The organism is Marinobacter sp. MIT930201 (assembly GCF_047122665.1).
GTDB lineage: Bacteria > Pseudomonadota > Gammaproteobacteria > Pseudomonadales > Oleiphilaceae > Marinobacter > Marinobacter salarius.
Genome location: NZ_CP138916.1, coordinates 1,528,743 through 1,554,383, shown reverse-complemented (window position 1 = coordinate 1,554,383; position 25,641 = coordinate 1,528,743). Strand labels below are relative to the sequence as shown.

Annotated in this window: 20 protein-coding genes; 14 read left to right on the top strand and 6 right to left on the bottom strand. The window is 59.5% G+C overall.

All coding sequences use genetic code 11. From position 1 onward, the window contains the following. Positions 1-15: 15 nt before the first annotated feature. Positions 16-1,407, top strand: a complete 1,392-nt coding sequence (argH, locus tag SIC19_RS07220) for an argininosuccinate lyase (RefSeq protein ID WP_036203046.1) — start codon at positions 16-18, stop codon at positions 1,405-1,407. Here the strand turns inward: argH and SIC19_RS07215 are convergent, their stop codons facing one another. Beyond that, positions 1,408-3,852 (bottom strand): EAL domain-containing protein, encoded by a 2,445-nt coding sequence (locus SIC19_RS07215; protein ID WP_041332615.1) that lies wholly within the window; start codon positions 3,850-3,852, stop codon positions 1,408-1,410. It abuts the gene before it with no gap. A 134-nt stretch (positions 3,853-3,986) separates the two neighbouring features. On the opposite strand from SIC19_RS07215, the gene SIC19_RS07210 reads away from it, so the two are divergent. From SIC19_RS07210 to SIC19_RS07180, 7 genes are all read left to right on the top strand, one after another. Next, positions 3,987-6,857 (top strand): class I adenylate cyclase, encoded by a 2,871-nt coding sequence (locus SIC19_RS07210; RefSeq protein ID WP_075195008.1) that lies wholly within the window; start codon positions 3,987-3,989, stop codon positions 6,855-6,857. Between the two features lie 87 nt (positions 6,858-6,944). Then, positions 6,945-7,124: an LPS translocon maturation chaperone LptM gene (lptM, locus tag SIC19_RS07205; protein ID WP_041332617.1), complete on the top strand. Its 180-nt coding sequence runs from the start codon at positions 6,945-6,947 to the stop codon at positions 7,122-7,124. A gap of 38 nt (positions 7,125-7,162) precedes the next feature. Further along, positions 7,163-8,413: a diaminopimelate decarboxylase gene (lysA, locus tag SIC19_RS07200; protein WP_036203055.1), complete on the top strand. Its 1,251-nt coding sequence runs from the start codon at positions 7,163-7,165 to the stop codon at positions 8,411-8,413. Positions 8,414-8,427: 14 nt separating this feature from the next. Further along, entirely contained in the window at positions 8,428-9,393 is a 966-nt protein-coding gene (gene dapF, locus SIC19_RS07195) for a diaminopimelate epimerase (RefSeq protein ID WP_052479657.1), read from the top strand. A gap of 16 nt (positions 9,394-9,409) precedes the next feature. Further along, positions 9,410-10,156, top strand: a complete 747-nt coding sequence (locus tag SIC19_RS07190) for a DUF484 family protein (RefSeq protein ID WP_036203058.1) — start codon at positions 9,410-9,412, stop codon at positions 10,154-10,156. Between the two features lie 2 nt (positions 10,157-10,158). Beyond that, on the top strand, positions 10,159-11,112 hold the full coding sequence (gene xerC, locus SIC19_RS07185) for a tyrosine recombinase XerC (RefSeq protein WP_052479374.1): 954 nt from the start codon (positions 10,159-10,161) through the stop codon (positions 11,110-11,112). A gap of 48 nt (positions 11,113-11,160) precedes the next feature. Beyond that, positions 11,161-12,837: a GGDEF domain-containing protein gene (locus tag SIC19_RS07180; RefSeq protein ID WP_041332620.1), complete on the top strand. Its 1,677-nt coding sequence runs from the start codon at positions 11,161-11,163 to the stop codon at positions 12,835-12,837. 1 nt (position 12,838) lies between these two features. On the opposite strand, the gene SIC19_RS07175 is transcribed toward SIC19_RS07180, so the two are convergent. Next, a complete protein-coding gene (locus tag SIC19_RS07175; protein ID WP_036203064.1) occupies positions 12,839-13,072 on the bottom strand; it encodes a DUF2789 domain-containing protein in 234 nt (77 codons plus the stop codon). A gap of 141 nt (positions 13,073-13,213) precedes the next feature. Between SIC19_RS07175 and SIC19_RS07170 the strand changes: the two genes are divergently transcribed. Further along, positions 13,214-16,039: a transporter substrate-binding domain-containing protein gene (locus tag SIC19_RS07170; protein ID WP_085681686.1), complete on the top strand. Its 2,826-nt coding sequence runs from the start codon at positions 13,214-13,216 to the stop codon at positions 16,037-16,039. Positions 16,040-16,049: 10 nt separating this feature from the next. Here the strand turns inward: SIC19_RS07170 and SIC19_RS07165 are convergent, their stop codons facing one another. Continuing rightward, positions 16,050-16,412 carry a hypothetical protein gene (locus SIC19_RS07165; RefSeq protein ID WP_036203070.1) on the bottom strand — a complete coding sequence of 121 codons (363 nt, stop codon included), beginning with the start codon at positions 16,410-16,412 and terminating at the stop codon, positions 16,050-16,052. 219 nt (positions 16,413-16,631) lie between these two features. Here SIC19_RS07165 and SIC19_RS07160 point away from each other — a divergent pair, with 219 nt between their 5' ends. Continuing rightward, complete coding sequence (locus SIC19_RS07160) at positions 16,632-17,240, top strand: hypothetical protein (RefSeq protein WP_075195035.1); 609 nt, start codon at positions 16,632-16,634, stop codon at positions 17,238-17,240. A 63-nt stretch (positions 17,241-17,303) separates the two neighbouring features. Then, positions 17,304-19,457 (top strand): patatin-like phospholipase family protein, encoded by a 2,154-nt coding sequence (locus SIC19_RS07155; RefSeq protein WP_228712278.1) that lies wholly within the window; start codon positions 17,304-17,306, stop codon positions 19,455-19,457. 12 nt (positions 19,458-19,469) lie between these two features. On the opposite strand, the gene SIC19_RS07150 is transcribed toward SIC19_RS07155, so the two are convergent. The 3 genes from SIC19_RS07150 to SIC19_RS07140 all read right to left on the bottom strand — a co-directional run bounded on the left by SIC19_RS07150 (position 19,470) and on the right by SIC19_RS07140 (position 22,750). After that, positions 19,470-20,144, bottom strand: a complete 675-nt coding sequence (locus tag SIC19_RS07150) for a GntR family transcriptional regulator (RefSeq protein WP_075195014.1) — start codon at positions 20,142-20,144, stop codon at positions 19,470-19,472. A gap of 108 nt (positions 20,145-20,252) precedes the next feature. Next, positions 20,253-21,689, bottom strand: a complete 1,437-nt coding sequence (gene cls, locus SIC19_RS07145) for a cardiolipin synthase (RefSeq protein WP_127402124.1) — start codon at positions 21,687-21,689, stop codon at positions 20,253-20,255. After that, entirely contained in the window at positions 21,686-22,750 is a 1,065-nt protein-coding gene (locus tag SIC19_RS07140; RefSeq protein WP_091642229.1) for an AraC family transcriptional regulator, read from the bottom strand. The genes cls and SIC19_RS07140 overlap by 4 nt, the downstream gene beginning before the upstream one ends. A 433-nt stretch (positions 22,751-23,183) precedes the next feature. On the opposite strand from SIC19_RS07140, the gene SIC19_RS07135 reads away from it, so the two are divergent. The 3 genes from SIC19_RS07135 (at position 23,184) to SIC19_RS07125 (ending at position 25,627) form a co-directional block, all read left to right on the top strand. Continuing rightward, positions 23,184-23,975 (top strand): alpha/beta fold hydrolase, encoded by a 792-nt coding sequence (locus SIC19_RS07135; protein ID WP_041336437.1) that lies wholly within the window; start codon positions 23,184-23,186, stop codon positions 23,973-23,975. A gap of 91 nt (positions 23,976-24,066) precedes the next feature. Further along, positions 24,067-25,158, top strand: a complete 1,092-nt coding sequence (locus tag SIC19_RS07130) for an SMP-30/gluconolactonase/LRE family protein (protein ID WP_075195015.1) — start codon at positions 24,067-24,069, stop codon at positions 25,156-25,158. Next, positions 25,151-25,627: an acyl-CoA thioesterase gene (locus SIC19_RS07125; RefSeq protein WP_036203084.1), complete on the top strand. Its 477-nt coding sequence runs from the start codon at positions 25,151-25,153 to the stop codon at positions 25,625-25,627. Before SIC19_RS07130 ends, SIC19_RS07125 begins: the two co-directional genes overlap by 8 nt. The last annotated feature ends 14 nt before the right edge of the window (positions 25,628-25,641 follow it).

Here is a 25,641-nt window from a genome sequence, read left to right as displayed (position 1 = left end):
CAGGAAAGATAGACCATGACGGATCAGAACAAGAGCGCCGAGAAACCCTGGGGCGGTCGTTTCACCGAACCCACCGATGCCTTTGTGGAGCGTTTCACCGCTTCCGTGGGCTTTGATCAGCGCCTATACCATCACGATATTACCGGGTCCATTGCCCATGCCACCATGCTGGCGGAAGTGGGTGTGCTGACTGTGGAAGAGCGTGACACTATTATTGACGGCCTGAAAGCCGTCAAGGCGGACATTGAGGCCGGCACCTTTGAGTGGTCGGTCAGTCTGGAAGACGTGCACATGAACATTGAAGCGCGACTGACGGATCGGATTGGCATCACGGGCAAGAAGTTGCACACCGGTCGCAGCCGCAACGATCAGGTGGCCACGGATATTCGCCTCTACCTGCGCGACGAAATCGATGTCATCGCCGAAGAGCTTCGGCGCCTGCAAGCCGGCCTGCTGGATCTGGCCGAGCGCGAGGCCGAGACTATCATGCCGGGATTCACCCACCTGCAGACCGCTCAGCCGGTTACCTTCGGTCATCACCTGTTGGCCTGGTACGAAATGCTGGTGCGGGATGCCGAGCGCCTGCAGGACTGCCGCAAGCGTGTGAATGTGATGCCCTTGGGTGCTGCGGCGCTGGCGGGTACAACCTATCCGATTGATCGCGGTATCACTGCAAAACTGCTGGGCTTTGATCGGGCCAGTGAGAATTCCCTGGATTCCGTGAGTGACCGGGATTTTGCCATCGAATTCTGCAGCTTTGCCGCCCTGTTGATGACCCACCTGTCGCGCTTCAGCGAAGAACTGGTGTTGTGGACCTCTGCCCAGTTTGATTTCATCGACCTGCCGGACCGTTTCTGCACCGGGTCGTCGATCATGCCCCAGAAGAAAAATCCGGACGTGCCCGAACTGGTACGTGGCAAGACCGGCCGGGTGAACGGCCACCTGATCAGTTTGCTGACCCTGATGAAGAGCCAGCCGCTGGCCTATAACAAGGACAATCAGGAGGACAAGGAGCCGTTGTTCGATACCGTGGACACCGTGAAAGGCTGCCTCAAGGCTTACGCGGATATGATCCCGGCCATCGAAGCGCGGGCCGACAACATGCGCGTGGCGGCCAAGCGGGGATTCTCCACCGCAACTGATCTGGCGGACTATCTGGTCAAGAAGGGCGTGGCTTTCCGCGATGCCCATGAAATTGTGGGCAAAGCGGTTGCGTTTGGCGTTGCCGAAGGGCGTGACCTCTCCGAGATGACCACGGAAGAACTCACCCGCTTCTCCGACGTCATCGGCGAAGACGTGTTCGATGTGCTGACGCTGGAAGGCTCCGTGCAGGCGCGTGATCACCTTGGCGGCACTGCGCCGAAGCAGGTGCGCGCTGCAGTCGCACGCGCGCGCCAGGCACTCTAGCTAGCCGCCAATCTTCCCCGTGGTCAGGGTAACCTCCACCGGTTTCAGCTCCTCCAGTGGGCGTGGCCGGTAGAGGCGGAAGCCCTGGCCGTAGTGAATGCCAAGGGTTCGTACCTTTCGGAGGGTGTCGTCGTTCTCAATGAAGGTGGCGACCGTCACCTTGCCCGAGGCTTCCGCTATTTTATGAAGCGCCTCTACCATTACCTGCTGCACCGGATCGTCGTTCAGGTGCTGCATGATCTTGTGGTCCAGCTTGATGATGTCCACCGGCAGTTTCGCCGCCAGGCCGTAACTTTCCACCGACGCTCCCGCACCATCCAGCGCTACCCGGCAGCCAATGCGGTGCAGGCTGTCGCACAGCACCGCGACATCGTCCGGATACTGGGTGGCGTGGGCTTCCCTTATCTCCAGGCAGAAGCATTCCGGGGCAAAGGGTGATCCTTTCAGTGCGGCTTCCATAAAGTCCGCAAACGAGTCATCCAGTACGCTGGCCAGGGACAGGTTGAAACCGCAGTACTTGAGGCGCGGCTCCAGCAGACGGTGCTGTTCGAGCCAGGCCAGGGTCTGACGGATCACCTGGCGATCCAGGCGCTTGGCCAGGTCAAATCGTTCGGCAACGGGCAGGAAAGCGTCCGGGGTCAGGGGAGGGCTGTCAGGCGTCTCACCGGGAATCCGGGTCAGTATTTCGATGTGGTCGCCCCAGGTAACGCTGGCCACGGGGCGCAGCGATTGGTATTCAAGCTTCAGGTGGCCACTGTCGAGTGCCTGCTGGATTTGTGCCAGCACCTCGTTGGCCGTGCCCTCGTCCAGCGACAGGGACATGGCCCGGGCGGCATGAATCCGGTTGCGACCGGACGTTTTTGCGGTGTGGCACAGGTCAGCCGCCTGGGTCAGCAGTTGTTCGGAATCGGTGGGCGCGTCGTCGTCCAGAAACAGCAGGCCGCCACTGGCCGTTGTCTGTAACTGCTTGTCCTGCCAGTGGAACACGAAGCCGCCGATCAGCTCGAGAATGCTGTCGGCAATCTTGCGGGCGCGCGCTTCGGGGCAGTTTTCGATCAGCAGGGCGAAGGTGTCGCCGGCCAGTCGTGCCAGCGCATCCCGCTGTCGGATCTTGACCCCGAGATTGCCGGCCAGCTCACGCAGGTAACGGTCGCAGGTGCCGCTGCCGGCGATGTCGTTGAAGTGGTCAAACCCATCCAGGTCGAGATAGAGCAGGCTGTCACTGCTCTCCCGCCGTGGCTTCTGCTCCAGTGTTCGTTGCAGGCGGCCCAGGAAGGCTTTGCGGTTCATCAGGCCGGTGACCGGATCATGCTGGACGCGGTATTCGCTGCTGGAGGAGTTCTGCAGGCGGTCGCTGATGTCCCGGGCCACATGAACGGCGCCAATCACGTCGCCCTGGTCATTGGTCAGGCGTTGATAGTGGATCTCGTACAGGGGCAGCTCCCGGTGTTGCTGCGCCATGGGCATTTCCACCACGAAACTGTCGCGTTCGAAGGCGCGGTGCCAGAGTCGCTCGATAAGCCGTCGTTCGTTGGGGAAGCCCTGCAATGCGGCGCTCAGGTTGCTTCCGGATTCCGGCCGGAGGCCGAAGGTAATCTCGAACTGGCGACTGAAGGCACGGTTGAAATGCAACAGGTTTAGCTGGCGATCAACGGCGACCACCAGGTCGTTGGTGGCGTTGATCGTGGCGCCCAGCATTTGCTCCGCCTGCTGGCGGGCGAGGGTATGATTGCGCTCAGGCGTGTGGTCAACCAGCGTTCCTCCCAGTCGCTGTATCCGTTCGCCGGCTTTCAGGGCCCGGCCAGTCAACGTCACTTGGCGAACGTTCTGTCGCGCGGTTATCAGATCCAGCGTCAGGGAGAAGGGCTGCCCGGTGCGGATGCAGCGACGGAACAGGGCGCGTATCCTGCCCTGGCTGGACTGGCAGTAGAAAAGTGCCTGTTCGGGCGTGATTTCGCTGCCGGGTCTTAATTCCAGCAAATGATACATGCCGTCCGTCCAGATCAACTCATTGCTGTGGAGGTCCAGCTCCCAGATACCAACGCCGGCGGAAGTTTCAGTCAGCCGAATCAGGCGGTGGTCGATGGGGGAATGATCCCGCTGGCTTATAAATGCGCTGGCGGCCTGGTCGGAATCGCGAATGTCCATGCGCAGGCTGAGACCCGCTGTGAAGAAAAAGCCTTCCTTGTGGCGGAAGGTGATCAGTATCGACTCGCCATTTTCAATTCGGTGGCGATGGGCCGGTGCAAAGGGATCGTCCTGGCGTGCGGCCAGGATGCACTGAACCTTGCGACCCTCCAGTTCGCTGGCGTCGTAGCCCAGCACTGCCTCGGCGTGATGATCAGCGAACAGGATGACGCCGTCGTCGTTGATGCGGATCAGGGTTCGACGTTCGGCACCCTGGGGGGTGTCGGAACGGTCTCGACGGATAAAGAATTCTTTCACGACGGAAAAGCCTCAGCCAAGTTGTGGCAGGAGCGTGCTAATGTTCTCCCGCTTTTATTTTTTTGCCGATTTTGCCACGATTCGGTCATCATACTGATAATGGTATCGGAAAGAACCTCTCCCGCGGAGTCGCCTTGACCATCCAAACCGCTCCTATTGCCCTGGACTTTGATGAGGGTATAGACCGAAAAACGCTGCGCCGGCTGCGGGACCGGTTCATGGCTGTCAACCGGGAGCGCTGGGATCGTGCCCATTCGGCCCTGACCTATCGGCAACAGGCTGTTCTGGAAGTGTTGCCACTGGTGTTCCATCTTAATCACCCGGCTTTGCCCGGCTATCTCGACAGCGACTGCCCTTACGGACTGAGCCACTATCGGCCCCCTGAGTCCACGCTGAACGCTGCCCGGCGCCTGGCAAGAACCTTTTCACTCAAGGACGAGGGGCGCAGAAAACCAGACCTGGAAGCCCTCTTCCTGATGGGCAGCCCCGGGACCCTGGGCCATTCGGTGGCCAGTGATCTGGATATCTGGCTGTGTCATCGCCCGGATCTCTCGGAGCGGGGCGTGCGTTGCCTGGAACGTAAGGCTCAAAGTCTGTCCATCTGGGCCGAAAGCCTGGGGGTTGAGCTTCATGTGTTTGTGTTTTCCGCCGCTGACTGGCGTGCCGGAAGGCAGCGAGCGGAAGTGACCGGGGAAAACTGCGGCAGTTCACAGCATTATTTGCTGCTGGACGAATTCTACCGCACGAGCATTCATCTTGGCGGCCGTTATCCATTGTGGTGGCTGGTCCCCGTGGAGGATGAGCGACGCTATGACGAGTGCGCCCGGCAGCTGATTGACTGCCGTTTTATCCGGGGTGATGAGTACATTGATTTCGGCCCCGTGTTCTCGATACCGCAGGAAGAGTTTCTGGGGGCTGGAGTCTGGCAGTTGTACAAAGGCATCGACATGCCCTGGAAGTCGATCCTCAAGCTGCTGCTGATCGAGTGTTATGCCCGTAGTAATGAGGGCCAAGAGAGCGATGAGAAACCACTGCTGTCCCGGGTCTTCAAGGCGGCGGTGTATTCCGGTGAAACCAACCCTGACCGGCTCGATCCCTACGTACTGCTTTACGAACGCCTTGAGCAGTGGCTGCTTGAAGAAGATGCCCCCCAACGCCTGGTCCTGGTGCGTCAGAGCCTTTATCTCAAGGCAGGCCTGCCGCTTACCCGTTCGGCACAGACCCTCTCAGGCTGGAGAGCCAGGCTGTTGCAGGCCCTGGTGGACTCCTGGGGCTGGTCGGCTGCTGAGTTGAAAAACCTGGACAACCGGATCCGCTGGCGCGCAGAGGACGTGGTCACCCTTCGGCGGGCCGTGGTGGCCGAGTTGACCCACAGCTACCGGCTGTTGTCTCGGCTGGCTCGGGATCATGGCACCCGTGCGGCCATCACCAGCAATGACATGAACCTGCTGGGGCGTAAGTTGTATGCGGCGTTTCAGCGTAAGGCCGGGAAGGTAGAGCAGATCAACCCCGGGCTAGCCCCCTCCCTGGCAGAAGAGAATCTTGCGTTCCATCACCAGTCGGAACAGGGTGGTTCGGCTGGTCACGACGGCTGGTTGCTATACCGTGATCTTGAGGACCCGTCAGATGCGCTCTGGCAACCGGTCATACGCCGTTCGGGCAATCTCAGTGAACTGTTGGTGTGGGGCTATTACAACGGCTTGCTGACCCGGGCCACACGGTTGAATGTGCGAGCCGGCAGCAGCATTGCCTCGGTGGCAGAACTGCGGGAAATGCTGGATGCACTTGGTGCGTTCCTGCCATTCCCGGTGGAGCCGGCTGGCCGGGAGGCGCTTTCCCGGGGTGTGCACCCGCTGCGCAACCTGCTGTTTGTCAATGTCGGGGTCGACCCTCAGGCCTATCTGACCGAGCGGGGCTTGCACAAGCTTAGCGCCCGTCACGATTCACTGGGCTTCAGCGGTGGACGGGAAAACCTGGTGAATACCATTGACCAGGTCACCTTCAATAGCTGGCACGAGGTGAGTTTGCAGCACTACGCTGCCGGAGACACGCTGGTGCAGTGCCTCAAAAACGTGCTGGCATCAGTCGCCAACGCTCCGGACCGGTTGCCGGATATCATGGTTCATAGCCACAGCACAGGCCACGGAGCCGCCATAGCCCGGCGCGTACGCGAGCTGTTCATGGACGTGATGCGTTATTTCTTCGCCGGCGGTGTTGGCCCTCATCCCCTGCGTTACGTCATCGAGATGGATCGGCGATACTTCCTGCTTCAATTCAGTGGCGCTGAGCCCGGATTCGTGGCCCTGGACAGCAACGAAGCACTGATGGCGTATCTGTCCAAACCGCAGGAATCCTACGTGCCAGTGGTGTTTGACCAATACGCCTTGCTGGATGACCTGCCATTACGCGCCGTGTGCCATGCCAGCGAGCCGGATAACATTCAGGTGTTCTACCGGGTCACAGGAGAGACCGCGAAGGTGTGGGTCGTGGATGAACTGGGATCGGTGTTCTGCTGGCAGCAGGGTTACACCAATCGTCGCTTCCTGCTGGTGCCCTTGCTGCGATTCCTGGAGAACCTGATTGAACGCCGGCAGTTGCGACAACTGGACGCCGTGACCGATGTTGCAGGTGTCCAGTGCTATGAGATGGTGCTTCGCGACAGTCAGTGGCGTGCGGAGAGGCGGCCGGACGCCGACAGCAACGTGCGCCTGCCCGGGCTGGATGTACAGGCCATCGGTATTCAGGAGGGTGACTCTCAGGTGCGTTTCGATATTTTCTGTGGCGACCAGGAATTTACCGTCCAGGAGTATGGAGACCAGCTGATACCCGCGGTGGCCCACTATATTCGTTCGCTCCGCCAAAGTGACGAGCGCTACCCGGTCTACCTGACGGATGTTCACCTACCCCATGACCTGGATCCACAGATATACCAGCAGCATATCCAGACCATCCAGTATCTCTACTACCGTACCGAGTTGGAAGATTTGCTGAACCGGCATCTGTAGTATCCGGAATCGTGGGTGGTAGCATCTCGCCGGGCGCGGCCTCACTCAGGTATACTGCGTGCATACAGACAACGGGGGCAGCTACCCATGAAGCCAGGACAGACACTTACGTTCCTGCTGGTGATGGTCGTGTTTCTGGTTGGGTGTGGCCAGAAGGGGCCGTTGTATCGTCAGGCACCTGCCAGTGACGATGCCGCAACCGAGCAGGCCGCACCCAGTCAGAAATCCAGCGAACACGACAGCAGCGAACCGGCTGAAGACCACTAGGTTCGGCAGGCTGCCCCGATAACAGGCTCAGGAAATCCATGGATCACTTCAATTACCGCAGCGGTGAATTGTTCGCTGAGAACGTGGCGGTTGAGGACATTGCCCGGCGTTTTGGTACGCCAGCCTATGTCTATTCCCGCGCCACCCTCGAGCGCCATTACCGCGCCTATGATGATGCGCTTGCCGGTCGGCCACACCTGGTGTGCTACGCCGTCAAGGCCAACAGTAATATCGCCGTGCTGAACGTGTTGGCAAGGCTCGGCGCCGGTTTTGATATTGTGTCTGCCGGAGAACTGGAGCGGGTGATCCGTGCTGGCGGGGATCCTGCGAAAACCGTCTTTTCCGGGGTCGGCAAACAGCGCTGGGAAATGCGCCGCGCCCTCGAGGCCGGTGTTCGCTGTTTCAATGTGGAGTCCGACACCGAACTGGATCGCCTGAACGAAGTGGCGGGTGAGCTCGGTGTCAGGGCGCCGGTTTCCCTGCGTGTGAATCCGGACGTGGACGCCGGTACCCACCCCTATATTTCCACGGGGCTGAAAGAGAACAAGTTCGGCATCGACATTGCGGAAGCTCCGGCCGTCTATGAGCGTGCCGCTGCCATGCCAAACCTGGACATACAAGGTGTGGATTGTCACATCGGCTCGCAGCTCACGTCGGTGTCACCTTTCCTCGATGCGCTGGACCGTGTGTTGGAACTGATCGATGCCCTGGCGCAAAAGAATATTAATATCCGGCATCTGGACATGGGCGGTGGCCTGGGGGTCACCTACGATCAGGAGCAGCCGCCGCAACCGTCGGATTATGTGACCGCGCTGGCGGAACGCCTGGGCGATCGGTCGCTGGAGCTGATCATGGAGCCGGGGCGGTCCATTGCCGCCAACGCCGGCATCTTGCTGACGCGGGTGGAATTCCTCAAGTGCACTGAACATCGCAACTTCGCCATCATAGATGCGGCAATGAACGACCTGATTCGTCCCGCGCTCTACAGCGCGTGGCAATCCATTGTCCCGGTAACGCCCCGCAACGACGGTGACGAGAAAGCGTGGGACCTGGTTGGGCCGGTGTGTGAGACCGGTGATTTCCTCGGCAAGGATCGCAAGCTGAGACTCCAGGCGGGCGATTTGCTGGCGGTTCGGTCCGCCGGGGCCTATGGTTTTGTGATGAGCTCCAACTACAACACCCGTAACCGTCCACCGGAACTGATGGTTGATGGTGAACAGGTGCACATTGTGCGTCGGCGGGAAACCCTGGAAGAACAGCTTGGCCCAGAAAGCTGTTTGCCGGAATGAGTGGAGAGGCGGAGATGAGTCAGTCCCGGCGCAATCAGGGCCCAATGCTTAACTTCACCAAGATGCACGGTCTTGGGAACGACTTCATGGTGGTGGACGCCATCAGCCAGCCCTTTCGCCTGCGCCCGGAGATGATCCGCGAACTGGCCGACCGGAATTTCGGCATTGGCTTTGATCAGCTGCTGGTGGTTGAACCCCCGGGGCTTCCCGATGTGGACTTCCGCTACCGGATATTCAACAGCGATGGCTCGGAAGTCGAGCAGTGCGGCAACGGGGCCCGCTGTTTTGCCCGTTTTGTCCGCGACCAGCGCCTGACCAACAAGAAGGTGATCCGGGTTCAGACCGCCAAGGGCGTTATCGAATTGAGAGTCGGACGTGCAGGCATGGTCACCGTCGATATGGGGGTTCCTGAACTCAATCCTCCGGCCATCCCGTTCGCTGCCGACCGCCGCAAGGACGTGTACACGGTGGAACTCGGCGGTGATACCGTGGAACTCAGTGCCGTCTCCATGGGCAATCCCCATGGGGTGCTATTGGTGGATGACGTGGATACCGCCCCGGTAGGCGAGTTTGGCCCCAGGCTTGAGAGCCATCCGCGGTTCCCGGCGCGGGCCAACATCGGGTTCCTGCAGATTATTGACCGGACCCGCGTTCGCCTGAGGGTGTTCGAGCGTGGTTCCGGCGAAACCATGGCCTGCGGCAGTGGCGCCTGTGCGGCGGTGGTCGCCGGCTGCCTGCGAGGGCTGCTGGACAGCCGGGTGGACGTCGAGCTGAAAGGCGGGCGCCTGGTCATCGAATGGCAGGGTGAGGGGGCCCCTGTTATGATGGAAGGCCCGACGGCCAGCGTTTTCGAGGGTCAGCTTCGCCTGCCGGCAGACCAGCCCCCGAAACGACGTAAGAGCACGCGGCACAGCGATGCAAAATCAGGTACCAACCGACAGAACAATCGCCATCGCCAGCCGGCCACATCAAGGCCCTGACCATCAGGAGAGCAGCATGACAGAACAAACGGCCCACAAGAAGGCCGAAGGGCTCACCCGGGAAGCCGTCGCAGATTATCTGCGGAATAACCCCGATTTCTTTATTGATCAGGACGAGCTCCTGCGCAGCCTGACCCTGCCCCACGACAGCGGCCGGGCGATCTCGCTGGTAGAGCGCCAGGTGCACCTGTTTCGCGAACAGCGCGACACCTTGCGTCGCGAGTTGGTAGAGCTGGTGTCCATTGCACGCCACAACGACCGTCTGTTCGAAAAGAGCAAGCGCCTGCTGATGCAGGTGATCGAGGCCCGCAACCTGAATGATATGGCCGCCGCGATTGATGACAGTATCCGTGGTGATTTCGGTCTGGACGCGGCCTCGGTGATTCTCTTCACCGACAGCGAGTTGCCGGCAGCGGCGCAAGGCGCCCTACACGTGGTGTCGCCGGATGAGGCGAAAGCGCGCCTGGGTGGCTTGCTGGAAGGGGATCGCGCCGTTTGTGGCCAGTTCCGTGAGAGCGAGCGCAGTTTCCTGTTCCCGGACCGGGAGGAACCCATTGCCTCCGTGGCGTTAGTGCCACTGCGTAACAACGAATTGGTCGGGGTGTTTGCCGTGGGTAGTTGCGAACCCGGGTACTTCGACCAGAGTATGGGATCACTCTTCCTGACCTACATCAGCGACACCCTGAGCCGTCTGTTGCCGCCTATCCTGCAAAGGCATGCCGCCACGTTGCCTGTCACCGATGTGGTCGCGGAGTCCCGCTGACCATGTCGCTGGCTGACGAGGAAACCGGCCCGGCTGCCACACTGGCAGAGCCTGTGGCCGCGTTCCTGCGTTATCTGGCGTCGGAGAAGCGACACTCACCACGCACCTGCGGCAGTTATCGCGATGACCTGAACCGCTTTGCTGCGTGGGTTGAGCATCTACCGTCACCGGCCTGGCGGTCGGTCACCAGCCACGACTTGCGACGATACGTTGCCCAGCTCAGCCGTGAAGGTTTGGGCGGTCGGAGTATCGCTCGTCACCTGTCTGCCATCCGCCGGTTCTACGAATACCTGTTACGGGAACACCTGGCTGTCGACAATCCGGCGTTGGACATCCGGGCTCCGAAGTCCGGTAGGCGTCTACCGAAGGTGGCGGATGTGGACCAGCTCAATCACCTCTTGGACGCAACGCCCGATGATCCGCTGGAAATTCGCGACCTGAGCATGTTCGAGCTGATGTATTCCTCAGGGCTGCGGTTGTCGGAACTGGCGGGGCTGGATCTCCAATCCGTAGACGTCCGAGGTGGGGAGGTCCGGGTGCTGGGTAAGGGGCGCAAGGAACGCCTCCTGCCGGTTGGTCGAAGGGCGTTGGAGGCGCTGGCTCGGTGGCTTGACGTGCGCGGAGCGATGGCGCCAGACGGAGAGAATGCCCTGTATGTGAGCCGGCGAGGTGATCGGCTCAGTACTCGCAGTATCCAGTCCCGCCTCAGCCGGTGGGGAATGTCGAAAGGGGCGGACCAAAGACTGCATCCCCACCTGCTTCGGCATTCCTTCGCCAGCCATATGCTGGAGTCCAGTGGTGACCTGCGAGCGGTGCAGGAGTTGCTGGGCCATGCGGACATCGTGACGACCCAGGTCTATACTCATCTGGATTTCCAGCATCTGGCAAAGGTCTACGATCAGAGCCATCCCAGGGCTCGCCGTCGCGGTAACAGGCAGGAAACGGAGCATCGTTGAGGCATCAGTCACGGAACAGGCGTCCAGTAAAAGGGCCAGGAGCGCTAAATGTCATCGGACCCATCCTGGAAGGATAAGTACCTCCAGGCACTTGAATCTTCAGAACAGCGTGAATCGCATTGGGAAGCTGAAAGAAACCTGCTTCAGCGTATGCTGGTGCGTACCAGTCTGGCGTCCGAAGGACAGACTGCGGAGCTGGACCGTTTGCTGGAACGGGTTCGTGACGAGTTACGAAAGCCCCCTCTCAACGCAGACAGCTGGCGGGATTTGCAGGAGAGAATTGACCGTCAGGTGGCGGCCCTGGACGACCGCAAGTCTGAATCCACGGACCGGCTGAGAACCACATTCGAGCAGTTGCTGTCGGAACTGCGCTCCCATCCTATGTTCAAATCCGGCAAGGACCGTATTCGAGACCTGGAGAAGCGACTCCGGAAACCGGAAACCCTTCAGCTCGATGCGACCGGATGGTTGGTCGATCTGGCATTGGTGTTGGAAACTGGGCTGGGCAGCGGTGACGGGCAGGATCGCAAACGAAGTCGGTTTGGCCGGCTGTTTGGTGGCCGGGGAAGCCAGGAGCCGTCCGACCAGCCGATGTTGGCGGAAGCCGCCGAGAACACGCTGGCTTCGCCTGCCGTTGAACTGGCGATGCCTGGCACAGAAGACAGCGAACGCCTGAAGATTGCACGGCGGGTTGGTGAACTGCTGGGGCATATGCTGGATCAGGTGACACTGGAGGCTGCGTCGGAGGCAAGAGCCCGACGGCTACAGGAATCGCTGTTGAGCAGCGATAACTGGGATGAGCTGCGGGAGGGGCTGAGCAGCGTGGCGGAACTGGTAATCGCCGCGGTTACCCGGGGGCAAAGGGAGTTTGAGGCCTTCCTTCGGCGTCTCGATGAACGGCTGGACGCGTTGCGCCAGTGTTTTACTGAGCAGGCGAATGCCCAGGCCGGGCGACTGGATGCCTCGCAGGAATTGGATCGCGATATCCGCCAGGAGCTATGGTCGTTCGGCCAGCAAGTGGAAAGCAGCGTTGACTTCGACGGGCTGAAAGACTCAGTGAGCCAGCACCTCGAGACGATCAGTGGGGCCGTCGAGCGGTTTCGGGAGCAGGAGTCCGAGCGCGAGCGCAACCTGTCGCTGCAACTGGAGCTCATGCAGGAAAAACTGGTGACGATGGAGGCCCAGTCGGAACAGGTCCGGGAAAAACTCCGGGAGGAACGCGAAAAAGCCCTTACCGATGTCCTGACCCAATTACCCAACCGGGAAGCCTGGCAGGAGCGACTGTCGTTCGAGTATCAGCGCTGGCAGCGTTATCGTCATTCACTGTCGGTCTGTGTGCTTGATATTGATTTTTTCAAGCGTGTGAACGATTCCTATGGCCACAAGGCGGGTGATCGCGTGTTGCAACTGGTTGCCCGTGCCCTCCGTGAGCGGCTGAGGGCAACCGACTTCATCGCCCGTTTTGGCGGGGAAGAGTTCGTGATCCTGTTGCCGGAAACCAATGTGGACAACGCCCGGTCGGTATTGGATAGCATGCGCGGGCATATCGCGGAGCTGCCGTTCCATTTCCGGGGAGAACCGGTGTCGGTGACGTTTTCGGCAGGGCTGGCGGAATTTGATGGGGACGATGACGAGGACGATGTGTTCGACCGGGCCGACAAGGCTCTGTACCTCGCCAAGGACTCCGGCCGCGACCAGGTGCTTATTGCAGGACGTGATGTCTGACTCAGTGCCGCATCAGGGCATCGAGCTCATCGATAATTTCCGCCCAGTCAGAGTCGTCCTCGAGGCCCTCTTCGAGGAAATGTGACTGGCTTTCCGACCAGAAAGGGGCATCCTGCAACGCAATTTCCGGGGGCAGTGGCGAGTGCTGGGCGATAAAACTCTCAATGCTGACGCTGTCGGATGGCATACCGAGTTGTTCAAAAAGCGTGCTGAAATCGTGTTTGCTGGTATCCATGGTTATGGTTCTCCCCAAGGTAGCCGGTGCTTTAAAACGCTGTGGGCACGATCAGAGTAGATCGGGTAACCCGCTGAATGCAATCGGAAGAATTTACGGGTATGGTTCCCTGAACTGTAGCCGAACCGGTGAGGATATCCAGTGAGGTCCGTTTTTCATTTTGTGCTGTTGCTGACCGCTATTCTGGTGCCCGGCGTGCCCGCTGCTGAGCCGCCGCAACCCTCTCCGGCGCCGGTGCTGGGTAGCGAGGATCTGCGCTGGCTGGCGGAGAGAGAATCGTTCCGGGTCGGGGTGCGAAGTGGTCAGGTGCCGCTGGTGTTTGATACCGGCGAGGGGGAGCTGGCGGGCATCTTCATTGATTACCTCAATCGGCTGTCAGAGAAGCTTGGTGTGCCTATTGAGCCGGTGTCGGCTCCGGAAGAACAACTCGGTGAATGGTTGCAGGATGGGACCCTGGATGCCCGGTTGAGTACCCATCTGGCCCATCGTTCCCCTCCTTCCAATGTAGTGCTTTCCTCGCCGCTGATGAGTTTGACCTATGGCATATTCGTTGGTGCCGATGATGCAGGCATTCGCACGCTCTCGGACCTTGAGGACGCGAACATTGCCCTGATCACCAACGATCCCAACCAGTTCGCATTGCTTGACCCTGTCGATAGCTTTTCACCCGTGCCGGTTTCCAGTATCAGCGAAGCCGTTGGCAGGGTGTTGTCAGGACAGGCGGATGCGTTTCTGGGCCCGGTTCCGGTGGTGTCGGACTATCTGCAGTCTGCCATGGTCAATGGGGTTGGGGTGGCCACGCTGCTGAACCAGCAATCGGTCGACGTGGTGCTGGAAATGGCAGCGGAGAGTCACCAGGAGAATGACCAGGAGCGCGACCAGTTGTATCGGGTGCTCAACCAGGCAGTTCTGGCGATTGACCACGGTGAGCACCGGTCGATCCGCCAGTCGTGGTTGCAGACCGAGTTGCCGGAACTGGATCCCTCCGCCATTTCCCTGTCGGTTGACGAGAGGGCATTTCTCAATCAAAACCCGAATCTTCGAGTGGCCTTCCGGCCGGATTGGCCGCCGTTCGAGTATACCCAGAATGGTCAGTCTGCCGGGCTCGTGCCGGATCTGGTCAAACGCCTGGAAGAACAACTGAACATTCGCTTCAGCCGTCAGGTGATGGACAACAGCGCCGATGAGGAAAACGCTTTGCGTTCGGGGGAGGTGGATATACTGCCCGCAATGTCCCGAACCCCAAGGGTCGAGGAATCTTTCCTGTTCAGCCGTGCCTATTTGACCGTTCCCATTGCCCTTGCCATCCGTGACGACGGTCGCTTTATCGGCGAATTGAGGGAGCTGAGAGACGAAAAGGTGGGTGTGGTTAACCGCCAGGCGGGGCATGACTACCTATTGATCAACCACCCCAATCTCGATCTGTATCCGATGACGTCCATCGAGGAAGGGCTGCTGGCCCTGTCCAACGGCGACCTCGACGTCATGGTGACTCATATTCCGGCAGTCAGCTATACCGTTGCCCGCCTGGGGTTGTCCAACCTTCGGATAACAAGCATCACGCCTTACCAGTATGAGCTAAGGTTCGCCGTCAGTAAGGAGCGGCCTGAATTACAGCGCATCCTCAATAAAGCGCTGGGCAGTCTGGATGCCACCGAGACCGAGTCGATCTACAATCGCTGGATCCACCTGGATATCGAACAGGAAACGGACTACACCGTGGTGCGTCGTATTGTGCTTATCGCCCTCGTGGTGGTACTGATCTTCCTGTACTGGAACCGTAAACTGTCGCGGGAGGTAGACGAGCGAATCCGATCTGAAAACGCACTACGCCGCAGCGAAGACGAGCTTCGGGCGGCCAAACTGGAGGCGGAGCGCCTGGCGCGGGAAGCTGAGGCGGCCAGCCTGACGAAAAGCGAATTCCTCGCCAATATGTCCCATGAGATCCGCACGCCGATGAACGCGGTGATTGGCTACAGCGACTTGCTCAGTAATACCGTCAAGGATCCCCAGCAACGCAATTACCTGGATGCCATTCGCGCGGGCAGCCGCAGCCTGTTGATGCTGATCAACGACATCCTGGATCTGTCCCGCATCGAAGCAGGAAAAATGCGGCTGGAGTATTCGGCGGTATCGGTGCGACGGCTGCTCAGTGACGTACGCCACATATTCGACCTGCGCGCCACCGAGCAGGGTATCTCGTTGGAAGTCAGCGTTGATTCCAAGATGCCGGCGGCAATGATGCTGGATGAAACGCGACTGAGGCAGGTGCTTTTCAATCTTGTTGGCAATGCCATCAAGTTTACCCATGAAGGTGGTGTGACAGTCCGTGCCACGGCCACACCGCGAAAGTCATCGGAGAAGCCGGTCGAGGAGGCGGACAGTGAGGCTGATCGTCGCTGCTTTTACCGTTTGGTTGTGACAGTGTCTGATACCGGCATCGGTATTCCTCCTGACCAGCAGGAGCAGATCTTTGACGCCTTTGAACAGCAGGAAGGGCAGAACACGCGGCGTTATGGGGGTACGGGGCTGGGCCTGGCCATCAGCCGCAAGCTGGTGCGGATGATGGGTGGTGAACTACAGGTTGAAAGTGAGCCCGGGTCGGGCTCCACCTTTACGGTCAAGCTTCCTCGGGTTGAGGCAACGGGCGCCCAGGCCGAAGACGATGGCACACCCGAGGAATCGGAGCGTCTGCTGGCCCAGACACTCAGTATGCAGGAACGCGGATGGCTGCAGGAACAGCTTGCACGAGATTTTGGCGACGAGTGGGAGACGGTGCGGGAAAGCGGCGATCCGGAACAGATGAAGGATTTTGCCAACCGGGTGCTGGTATGGGGTAAGCGGTTCCGTTCGCCCTCGGTTACACGATATGGAGAGAAACTGCTGGCGGACGTGGAGGCGTTTAATCTGGATTCCGTGAACAGTGCTCTCGAATCCTTTCCGCGCCTTCTGGGACGGGATCAGTGACTGGAACGTGTCAGAGGCAGTCGAACTGCGACTTGCGGTCAAAGGCGACGGCGACCATGTCGTAGCCCGAGTCGGACAGCGAACGAATCAGCTCGCGATCTTTCAGCAGAGCCATGCAGACCCGGTGTACGTTGGCCTGAAGCTGTTCCTGAGGGGGCTCGGACTCGAATCTGAAATCGACGATCAGGTATTTACGCTCGACGGCCGATGTGGCGGGAATGTCTTCACGCTCAATGCTTTCATAGCCAATGTAAGTAGCTTGTTTATCGGGGAAGATTCCACTTAGCAACACGTCCAGGTTGCCTGCCATGACCGGTTGCGAGGCCAGTGCCAGTAACAGGCTGAGAGCGCCGGTGATGCGTTTGATGGCCATGAGAGCCACTCCTTTGGAATCGGTTCGTCGATCAGTGTAAACATATGTAACGTTTAGTTACTGTTGATTATCGCAGAGTGCGAACGAGTTTGCGCATTTTTTGCGCGCATTTTTCAATTGTTTGCAATGTTCAGAAGATCCGTCGGCTGGGTGTGGATTTCCGGAGCCTGCCAGGATCAACTACTATGGATAAAAACAGAAGCGCATAGAGGCAGGATGATGTTCCAACTCGTCTTTAAAGGTGAATGCACACCGGGGACCGACCCGGCAACCGCTCGCAGTAATGCCAGAACCCTGTTCAAGGCAACGGTGGACCAGATTGAGCGTATGTTCAGCGGTCAGCCAGTTGTTATCCGCAACAAGCTGGAGGAAGTCCAGGCGGAAAAGTACCGCTCGGTGCTGCAAAAGCACGGCATGGTGGCTTATGTGCAGCCCATGGAGGGCGCTGTCACCTCTGCCGCGCGTACGGCACCCGCCGCTCAATCACCGTCAGAGCCAAAACCAGTACCTTCAGCGCCTCCGGCGGAGCCGGCGCGCAATGATACCAGATCAGGAAGCGCCGTTGCCGTTGAGCCGGGCGACCGCTTGCCGGTGGCGGGCGACAAGGTCGACAGCATTCTTTCCGGGTCCGGACTGACACTTGACCCCGTTGGCGTCACGCTGGAGGAGCACCGGGAGGCTCCCGCTCCCATGTTCCAGCACCTGGACGACTGGTCGCTGGCGCCTCCGGGCAGCGACCTGGGTGTGAAGCGTGAGGTTCCACCACCGGTTGTGCCAGATGTCTCCCACCTGTCGCTGGCGGACGAGGATCCCGCAGACGATGCCTGACAGTTGGACGGGATGATGTTACCAGCTCGATTGATTGGCCTCCTGCTCGCGATGCTCGCAGCCATGCCCCTCATAGCTGATGTTGGGCGGCCGAAAGTGGGCCTGGTGCTAAGCGGCGGTGGAGCCAAGGGCATGGCCCATGTGGGTGTGCTGCGAGTGCTGGAAGAGCTGAAGGTGCCAGTGGATATTGTGGTGGGTACCAGTGCCGGCTCTGCCGTTGGGGCACTCTATGCCTCCGGTATGGAAGTCCAGGAGATTGAAGAGCGCTTTATTGAGATGGACTGGGTATCCAGTTTCCGTGACGACCCGGGACGTGCCTACAAGCCCGTCAGGCGCAAGCGCCAGGGCTGGCGCTATCCCGTATCCCCCGGTATCGGTGTGCGCCTGGACGGCCTGCATTTGGGTGGCGGTATCATAGCCGGCCAGAACCTGGGTTTTATTCTCAATGAGCTCACCCGCGATGCCGCCCTCGTTGAGGATTTTGATGAACTGGCCATTCCATTCAGGGCAATCGCCACGGATCTGGAAACCGGTGAGGAAATTGTCATCGGCAGTGGCAACCTGTCGGAAGCCATCCGCGCCAGCATGAGCATTCCCGGCGTCTATGCACCCGTCACGCTCGATGGGCGTTTGCTGGTGGACGGAGGCGTGGCCAACAACCTGCCGATCAGTGTGGCTCATGAGCTTGGAGCCGATATTGTCATTGCCGTAGATATCACTGATCCCCTTTTGGAGCGGGAGGATATACGCGAGGCGTTTTCTGTGGTTGGCCAGTTGACCACCATGATGACGCGGCAAAATACCGAGCGACAGCTCAAGTTGCTGGATGATCAGGACATCCTGGTTCGGCCGGATCTGAAGGGGCTGTCCTCGGCGGATTTCTACGAGGCCCCGGCGCTGTTCGAACTGGGCGCCAGCAGTGCGCGTGGTCACGCCGGTGAGCTTCGTCACCTGAGTGTCAGTGACGATGAGTGGGACCGATTTCGCAACCGGTTAAAGGCACACTCGTTCAGCCCGGGTGTTATCAGCGACATTCGCATTGATGACCGTTCACGCCTGGCGGGAGATTTCCTTCGCGAGCGTATACGGCAGCAGACGGGGGAGCCTCTGGACGTGCAGGCGTTGGAGGAGGATCTCAAGCGTATCTACGGCCTCGGTTACTATGAAACCGTTTCCTATTCGCTGGTGCCGACCGACGGCCCCGGCACGGACCTGGTTATCCGGGTTCGCGAGAAAAGCTGGGGGCCGAACTACCTGTCCTTTGGCCTGAACTACGAAGACAATTTCGAGAACGATACTCGGTTTAATGTCGCCACGTCGTTGCGGATGACGGGGCTGAATGCCCTGGGCGGTGAGTGGACGACCGGGCTTCAGTTGGGCACCCAGCCCCGGGTTCGAACCGAATGGTTCCAGCCACTGGACTATGGTTTCGAAAGATTCCTCACGCTGGGCGGTGCCTATTCCCGTGAAAGCCTGAGTGCGTTCGATGGCGAAGGCGAGCGCATAACCGAAGTGGATATCACCAATCGCCAGGTGGATCTGGCCCTGGGTACCGAACTGGGTGTAAACGGAGAGGTGCGTCTTGAATATGTGCGGGGCTACGCCACTGTCGACGAGCAGATTGGCGAGCCTATGGGGCCCTCTGGTTCGATCCAGAGTGGCAGTCTCCGGCTCCAGCTCGTTCACGATTCCCTCGACGATACCTTCCTGCCGGAATCCGGCGGGTTCGCCGGCATCCGTGGCCGGTTCGAGCGCCCGGGCCTTGGGTCCGACCGTCATTTTGATTCGGTCACCGTCATGGCCCTGGGCACCGCAAGCTGGAGACGGGCCAGTATCACCGGCTTGTTGTATGCCAATGCGGTCACCAAGGGCGTTGCCGGCATCGAGAATTCAGTATTGTTGGGCGGCTTTCACCGGCTATCGGCATACAGTCAGGGCGAAGTGGCGGGAGAGGATGCGGCCCTGGCGGGCGTCTTCGTCCGCCAGGAATTTGGCGGGCCGTTTGTGCCCTGGTTTGCCGGAGCCGGGTTCGAGACTGGTAACGCCTGGTCCTCGCTGGGGGAAGCTCGCTGGAACAACCTGTTGCGCTCTGGGAGTCTGTTTGCCGGCATTGAAACCTTTCTGGGGCCGGTACAGATTGCCACGGCCTACAACAACCGGGATGACTGGAGTGCCTATCTCAACGTCGGCTTTTCGTTTACCCGCCTGTTCGAATGAGCTGCCCGTTGCTCAAGCCGTAGCCGATGCGCTGTGGATAGCGTCAAGCACCTGCTGACACTGTTGTTCTGCGTACCCGGCCAGAATAGCTGCAAGACGTTCCTCGTCCCGTTCCTTGATGGCACCTATCGACTCCCGCACATGGGCCAGATTGTCTTCCAGCACCCGGTTGCCACCGCGCTGGAACGCCACAAAGGCGCAACGTTTCGCCGATGGCCACAGATCCTCAATGGCGGAAATGATGAAATAGTTGTCGGCATAGGCCAGCGACGCCTGAGTGTACTCTATGCCTAGCTCCAGAAACGCCAGCAGGTCGTTATTGTCGTGGCAGCCTTTCATGCGCTGGTAGAGGGATTCGAGCTTGTCGATGTCGGTTGCCTGCCACTGCCGCACCAGCTTGCGCCCGGTATGGGTCAGGTACAGTTGCAGCACTTCGTACAGGCTGCGTACAAAATAGTCGTCCAGCGGCGTAACGAATGCGCCCTTGCGGGGCACGTTCTGTACCAGGTGGCGTTTTTCAAGCAGAAGCAAGCCTTCGCGGATCGACCCATGGCTCACGTCCATTTGCTTTGCCATGGCGCTTTCATAGATGCGTTCGCCGGAGCGAAGCTGGCCGAATGCGATGAGGTTTTCGATGTGACGGGCGACCTGTTCGGTCAGGGTTTCGCGGGGCTTGAATGTGGTCATGGTCCTGCTTCGTTACAGCATGCTGGCTCAATGGTTCTGGAATACTCTCACATTCTTTGCGTATGGAAAATGGGCACACCAAAACGGGCCAGGCCCTGGTGGGCGGTTTCAGAGCAGGGGGCCAAGCAACCGTATGGTGCGGCACGTCAACCGGAAGGCCACAGAACGGTCCCGGTAATCCCGTTCCGTCATCAGTCGACTGGTGGTGAGATCCTGTTCCAGCAGATGTTCAATGCCGCTCACAAACTCAACGGCGGTACTGATGGCGGTTATCTCGAAGTTCAGTCGCATCGAGCGGTTGTCCAGGTTGGCGGTGCCGATGGCCGCGTAGCGGTCATCCACCAATACGACTTTCTGATGCATGAAGCCCGGCTGATAGCGATAGATGCCGATGCCGGCGCGGCATGCCTGTACCAGGTATGAGTACGCAGCCAGTCGGATCAGCCGGCTGTCAGATTTCTCGGGGATAATGATTCGCACGTCCACACCCCGCAGGGCCGCCAGTTGCAGGGCGTTCATGATCTGAACGTCGGGCACGAAATACGGTGAGGCGATCCAGATCCGCGTACGGGCATTGTTGATGCAATTGAGGAAAAACAGCGTGCAGGTTTCGTAGGTATCCGCCGGGCCGGTGGGCAGAATCAGGACTTCCTGATCGCCAGGCGTCGGTTGGGAAGGCGTCCAGTTGAGCGTCGGGAAGTCCTCACTGGCCCAGTTCCAGTCCTCGAGCCAGGCCAGTTGCAGCCCGGTCACCGCCGGGCCGGTGATGCGGCAGTGGCTGTCACGCCAGGGCTCCTCGTCCATGGCAGTGCCCAGATACTCGTCGCCGAGGTTGATGCCTCCGACAAATCCGACCTCACCATCACAGACCAGCAGTTTCCGATGATTGCGGAAGTTGACCTGCAGGCGCATGCGACGAAAATTGCCGTCTCCGAACGAGGCAACCTTTGCACCGGCGGCGGCCAGTTCCCGGAGGTACTTCCGCGGTAGCCAGACACTGCCAATGTCGTCATAGAGGAACCAGACCTGAACGCCCTGGGCCAGCTTGCGTTTCAGGATCGACTTGATGCGTTGGCCGACCTTGTCGGAGCGAACAATGTAGAACTCCAGGAGAATGTAGTGTCGGGCGTTTTCCATGGCATCGAACAGCGCCTCAAAGGTGGCTTCTCCATTCTTGAGGAGGTCGCATCGATTCCCGGTGGTAAACGGCTGCCGGCCCAGCTTGCAGAGGACCTGGAGTTCGTCCGGAACATGTTCGTCGTCGCGTTTGCTGACCGCTGCCGTCTGCTGTTCGAAATGGTTGAGCAGTTCCGTCAGCGCGGCGTCGCCGGTGCGTCTGGCCCTGATATAGCCGCCGAACCGGTTGCGTCCGAACAACAGGAACATGGGAACGGCGACATAGGGCAGGCCGATCAGTGCCAGAATCCAGGCGATGGCTCCCTGTGCCACGCGGTAGGTCATCAGTATCCGATAGATGCAGGCAGCCGCGGCCAGGTAGATCAGGGCCAGTGCGAGGGGCAGCCAGGGCACGTCAGCGATACTCATTCCGGCGCGTCTCCATTGTCGATGTTCAGGTGGCGGGCGCGGTACTGGGCCGGTGCCATCCCGGTCCAGCGCTTGAACGCGCGGCTGAAGGCGCTGAGCTCGGAAAAACCCAGCAGGAAAGCGATTTCGCCCAATGCGTAGTGGTCCGACGCCACGTAGCGCAAGGCTTTGTCCTTGCGGACTTCCTCCACCAGCTCGTGAAATCCAAGCCCTTCTTTCTTTAACCGTCGATACAGGGTTTGCCGGCTCATATGGCACTGTTTCGCCAGTGTGTCGGCGTCGATGCGATCGGTGGACATCTGGCGTGAAATCAGCCGCCGGATCTTGCGGCCGAAGGTGCGCCTGCTTTGCAGCCGGGCCAGCACTGCGTTGACCTGCTTCAGCACGGCGGAATAAACGTAGGGGTTGCGATGGGGAATCGGATGGCTCAGGTGGTGGCTACTGAAGGCCAGGCGAGTTGCACTACAGCCAAAAAACACCGGGCCACCCAGTAATCGCTGGTATTCATCGGCATAGCCTGGTTTCCGGTGGGCGATCTCGGCCCACTCGGCAACGATGGAAGGGTGGATGAAATGCCGGGTGCGGCATAGAGCCGCCGCCAGCGTCCGGTCCATATCCTGGCGACAGTAGTGCCCGGGGGTGTCCGCCTGCCAGGTCAGGATGGCCTGCTCGCCGGTTTGTTCAAAACTCAGGATCACCGATTCGTTAATCAACCGGTGCAGGCGAACATACTGGGTAACGGCCTCGCCGAGAGTGTCGCAATTGAAAAACACGTGCCCGACCAGGCCCATTCGGTCAGGATCGACCACCTGGCCGGCATGGAGGCCAACGGCAGGGTCTCCGGTGACCTTTTCAGCGTGTTCCCACAGGCGGTAATGGCGCTCGGCCGGAATGCGCAGGTCCGGGTCTGCCAGCTCGTTTTTGTTGAACCCGGCGATCCGCTCAACGGTGGGGATGTCCAGCACGCCCTGGCGGTCCAGGTAATGAACCAGGGCCAGCGTGCTCGAGGCTGCAACCAGTGGCGATGTGGTGGCTTTTGCCTGGGGTGAGTTCACGGTCACCTATGATTGAGGGTTAACAGGAATTCATCGGTACTGATACAAAATGTCAAACCTGTGGGACAGCCTGTCAACGGTTTATTGTCCTAACAACGATAGCATTAAGTCATCGAGGATTCTCACTCGCACATCTGGATTGGAGGTGTTTTCATGGAACTGGAAATTTTTGTGCCCCATAACGAGCTGGAGCGCTCCAACATTGCCGCTTTGGCTGAGTACCTGAACAGCATGTACTACTGCTAATCAGTTTCAGCAAACGTTTATGACCTGAGCCGGGGGAGACCCCGGCTTTTTTTTGCCTGAAATATCTGGCCGGTTGTCGGGTAAGCCTGCGGCTTGCCCTTGTTCCAATAACATTCGATGGTAATGTAGTCGGTTTAACGATAGCAGCCCGTTCTCACACGAACCTGTCCGGCGACTCTAGGAGGTCATGACCATGAGTGTTGAACTCAATTACCGCATTACCGGCGAAGGCCCGCCATTGATCCTTCTCCATGGCCTGTTTGGCTCGCTGGAAAATCTGGGAGGTATCACCCGTCGCCTGCAGGACCAGTGGCAGATTCATGCTCTGGATCAGCGCAATCACGGCGCTTCCCCCCATACCGACACCATGGATTACCCGGCTATGGCCGACGACGTGTTGGCGTACATGGACGCTCAGGGGCTGGAAAAGGCGTCTATTCTGGGTCACTCCATGGGCGGAAAGACCGCGATGCAGGTGGCATTGAAAGCTCCGGGCCGGGTTGAGCGAATTATCGTGGCGGATATCTCACCGGTGACCTATAAACCCCGTCATGATGTGGTGCTGGAGGGGCTGACCTCAGTGGATCTGGGCTCTATCCGCACGCGACAGGATGCCGACAGGGTGCTGGCAGACCATGTAGAGGAGCTTGGTGTCAGGCAGTTCCTGCTGAAGAACCTGGTGCGGGTGGGGGATGAAGAACAAGGCCAGCATCCCGGACCGTACCGCTGGCGGCTGAACCTGCCGGTGATAGAGCAATGTTATCCCCGCCTTGCGCAGGCACCGGAGGGGAGCGGGCCGTTTGAAGGTCCGGTATTGTTTATCAAGGGGGCCGATTCGGCCTATATCCAGGAGAAACACCGCGACGACATCCGTCAGCGCTTTCCCGCAGCGGATTTGCGAATCATCAACGGCACAGGGCACTGGTTGCACGCAGAGAAACCCGACAGCTTTGCGGCACTGTGTCGTCGTTTCCTCACGGATTAGCGCCTGGTAGCGGCGGGTACCTGCCAGTTTAGCCGCTGGCGGGTGTCTGATAAGGTTACGGAATCGTATCTGACAGGAACAGGCATCCTCTATGAAGTGGCTTCTGGGCGCATTGCTGATTGGTTTTTTGGTGCTGGGGGGCTTCCTGTTGTCGCCATCTCCCATTAACAGCCAGGCCTGGAACGCCCCTTCGCCGCAGCCATTGACCGGTAAGCTGGCGCCCAACGAACGCCTGAGACTGGCAGACCTGCTGGCCAGGGGAGAGGTGTACGGCCCTGAAGACACCACGGTGGATGACGACGGTATTCTCTACACTGGCACGCAGGATGGCTGGATCGTCCGGGTCAAACCGGATGGCCAGACGGAGAAGTGGCTGGAAACCGGAGGCCGGCCGTTGGGGATGGTGTTTGATCGCCACGGCAATCTCATCGTGGCGGATGCCTGGAAGGGGCTTCTCTCCATAGCGCCGGACAAGACCGTCACCGTACTGACCCGAGAGGCAGAAGGCTTGCCATTCCGTTTCACCGACGATGTGGATATTGCCCCGGACGGCCGCATCTACTTTACGGATGCCAGTTCGCGATTCCGTCAGCCTGAGTATCAGCTGGATTTGCTTGAGATGCGCCCTCACGGTCGCCTGCTTCGTTATGATCCGGCCACCGGTAAAACCGAGGTGTTGCTCAGCAACCTGCATTTTGCCAATGGTGTGGCGGTGTCGCCGGACGGCGAGTACCTGTTGGTGAATGAAACCTGGAAGTATCGAATCCTCAAGTACTGGATCGGTGGCCGCTATCCCGGACAGGCGGAAGTGTTTGCCGACAACCTGCCCGGGTTCCCCGACAACCTGGCGGTCGACCACGAGGGCCGCTACTGGGTTGCGTTTCCCACGCTCCGGAATGCCCAGGTGGATGCCCTGCATCGGCAGCCATGGCTGAAAGACCTGCTGGCCAAACTGCCAGATTACTTCAAGCCGAAGCCCCAGGAATACGGGCTGGTAGTGGCCATGGACGCGGACGGCAGCGTGATTACCAGTCTTCACGACACCAAGGGTACCCATCTGCGGGAGATCACGTCGGTCAACCCCCATGACGGTCACCTCTACTTTGGTTCACTTCACAACGACCGCATCGGCCGGCTAGCCTTGTCGGCTATTCCGGGGTTGGGAGACAGCGACAATGAGTGAGTTTGATCCGGTGAACTGGGATCTTCCCGAACCATTCACCATGACCATCGACGTCCGGGACGCGGACACTGACAGGCTCGGGCACGCCAATAACGTGGTGTACGTGCGCTGGCTTGAAGATATCAGCTGGCAGCACATCGACAGCCTCGGCATGACCTGGGAGCTGCATGAAAAAACCGGCAAAGCCATGGCCATTACCCGTACTGAAATCGATTACCTGGCGTCCGCCAATGCCGGCGACCGGCTGGTGCTGGGCACCTGGCTGACTGGGTTCGATGGGCGCTTTCGCTCGGCGCGGCAATTCCAACTGGTGCGTGAATCCGATGGCAAGACCCTGGTGCGCGCGGTATCCACCCATGCCTGTGTCAACATGAAGAGCCAGAGGCCCTCGCGGATGCCTGCGGAATACGCCGACATCCTCGGTGGAGCGATGGTGCCCGGTGGTCGCGGCTTTGATACCACACCTTGAGGATTCTGCTAGTC

What these genes read in the sequence shown, in the direction of transcription:
- argH (WP_036203046.1), top strand. Translation starts at nt 16, where the DNA reads ATGACGGATCAGAACAAGAGCGCCGAGAAACCCTGGGGCGGTCGTTTC.
- lptM (WP_041332617.1), top strand. Translation starts at nt 6,945, where the DNA reads ATGAAGCCAGGACAGACACTTACGTTCCTGCTGGTGATGGTCGTGTTT.
- lysA (WP_036203055.1), top strand. Translation starts at nt 7,163, where the DNA reads ATGGATCACTTCAATTACCGCAGCGGTGAATTGTTCGCTGAGAACGTG.
- dapF (WP_052479657.1), top strand. Translation starts at nt 8,428, where the DNA reads ATGAGTCAGTCCCGGCGCAATCAGGGCCCAATGCTTAACTTCACCAAG.
- SIC19_RS07190 (WP_036203058.1), top strand. Translation starts at nt 9,410, where the DNA reads ATGACAGAACAAACGGCCCACAAGAAGGCCGAAGGGCTCACCCGGGAA.
- xerC (WP_052479374.1), top strand. Translation starts at nt 10,159, where the DNA reads ATGTCGCTGGCTGACGAGGAAACCGGCCCGGCTGCCACACTGGCAGAG.
- SIC19_RS07180 (WP_041332620.1), top strand. Translation starts at nt 11,161, where the DNA reads ATGTCATCGGACCCATCCTGGAAGGATAAGTACCTCCAGGCACTTGAA.
- SIC19_RS07175 (WP_036203064.1), bottom strand. Translation starts at nt 13,072, where the DNA reads ATGGATACCAGCAAACACGATTTCAGCACGCTTTTTGAACAACTCGGT.
- SIC19_RS07165 (WP_036203070.1), bottom strand. Translation starts at nt 16,412, where the DNA reads ATGGCCATCAAACGCATCACCGGCGCTCTCAGCCTGTTACTGGCACTG.
- SIC19_RS07160 (WP_075195035.1), top strand. Translation starts at nt 16,632, where the DNA reads ATGTTCCAACTCGTCTTTAAAGGTGAATGCACACCGGGGACCGACCCG.
- SIC19_RS07155 (WP_228712278.1), top strand. Translation starts at nt 17,304, where the DNA reads ATGCCCCTCATAGCTGATGTTGGGCGGCCGAAAGTGGGCCTGGTGCTA.
- SIC19_RS07150 (WP_075195014.1), bottom strand. Translation starts at nt 20,144, where the DNA reads ATGACCACATTCAAGCCCCGCGAAACCCTGACCGAACAGGTCGCCCGT.
- cls (WP_127402124.1), bottom strand. Translation starts at nt 21,689, where the DNA reads ATGAGTATCGCTGACGTGCCCTGGCTGCCCCTCGCACTGGCCCTGATC.
- SIC19_RS07135 (WP_041336437.1), top strand. Translation starts at nt 23,184, where the DNA reads ATGAGTGTTGAACTCAATTACCGCATTACCGGCGAAGGCCCGCCATTG.
- SIC19_RS07130 (WP_075195015.1), top strand. Translation starts at nt 24,067, where the DNA reads ATGAAGTGGCTTCTGGGCGCATTGCTGATTGGTTTTTTGGTGCTGGGG.
- SIC19_RS07125 (WP_036203084.1), top strand. Translation starts at nt 25,151, where the DNA reads ATGAGTGAGTTTGATCCGGTGAACTGGGATCTTCCCGAACCATTCACC.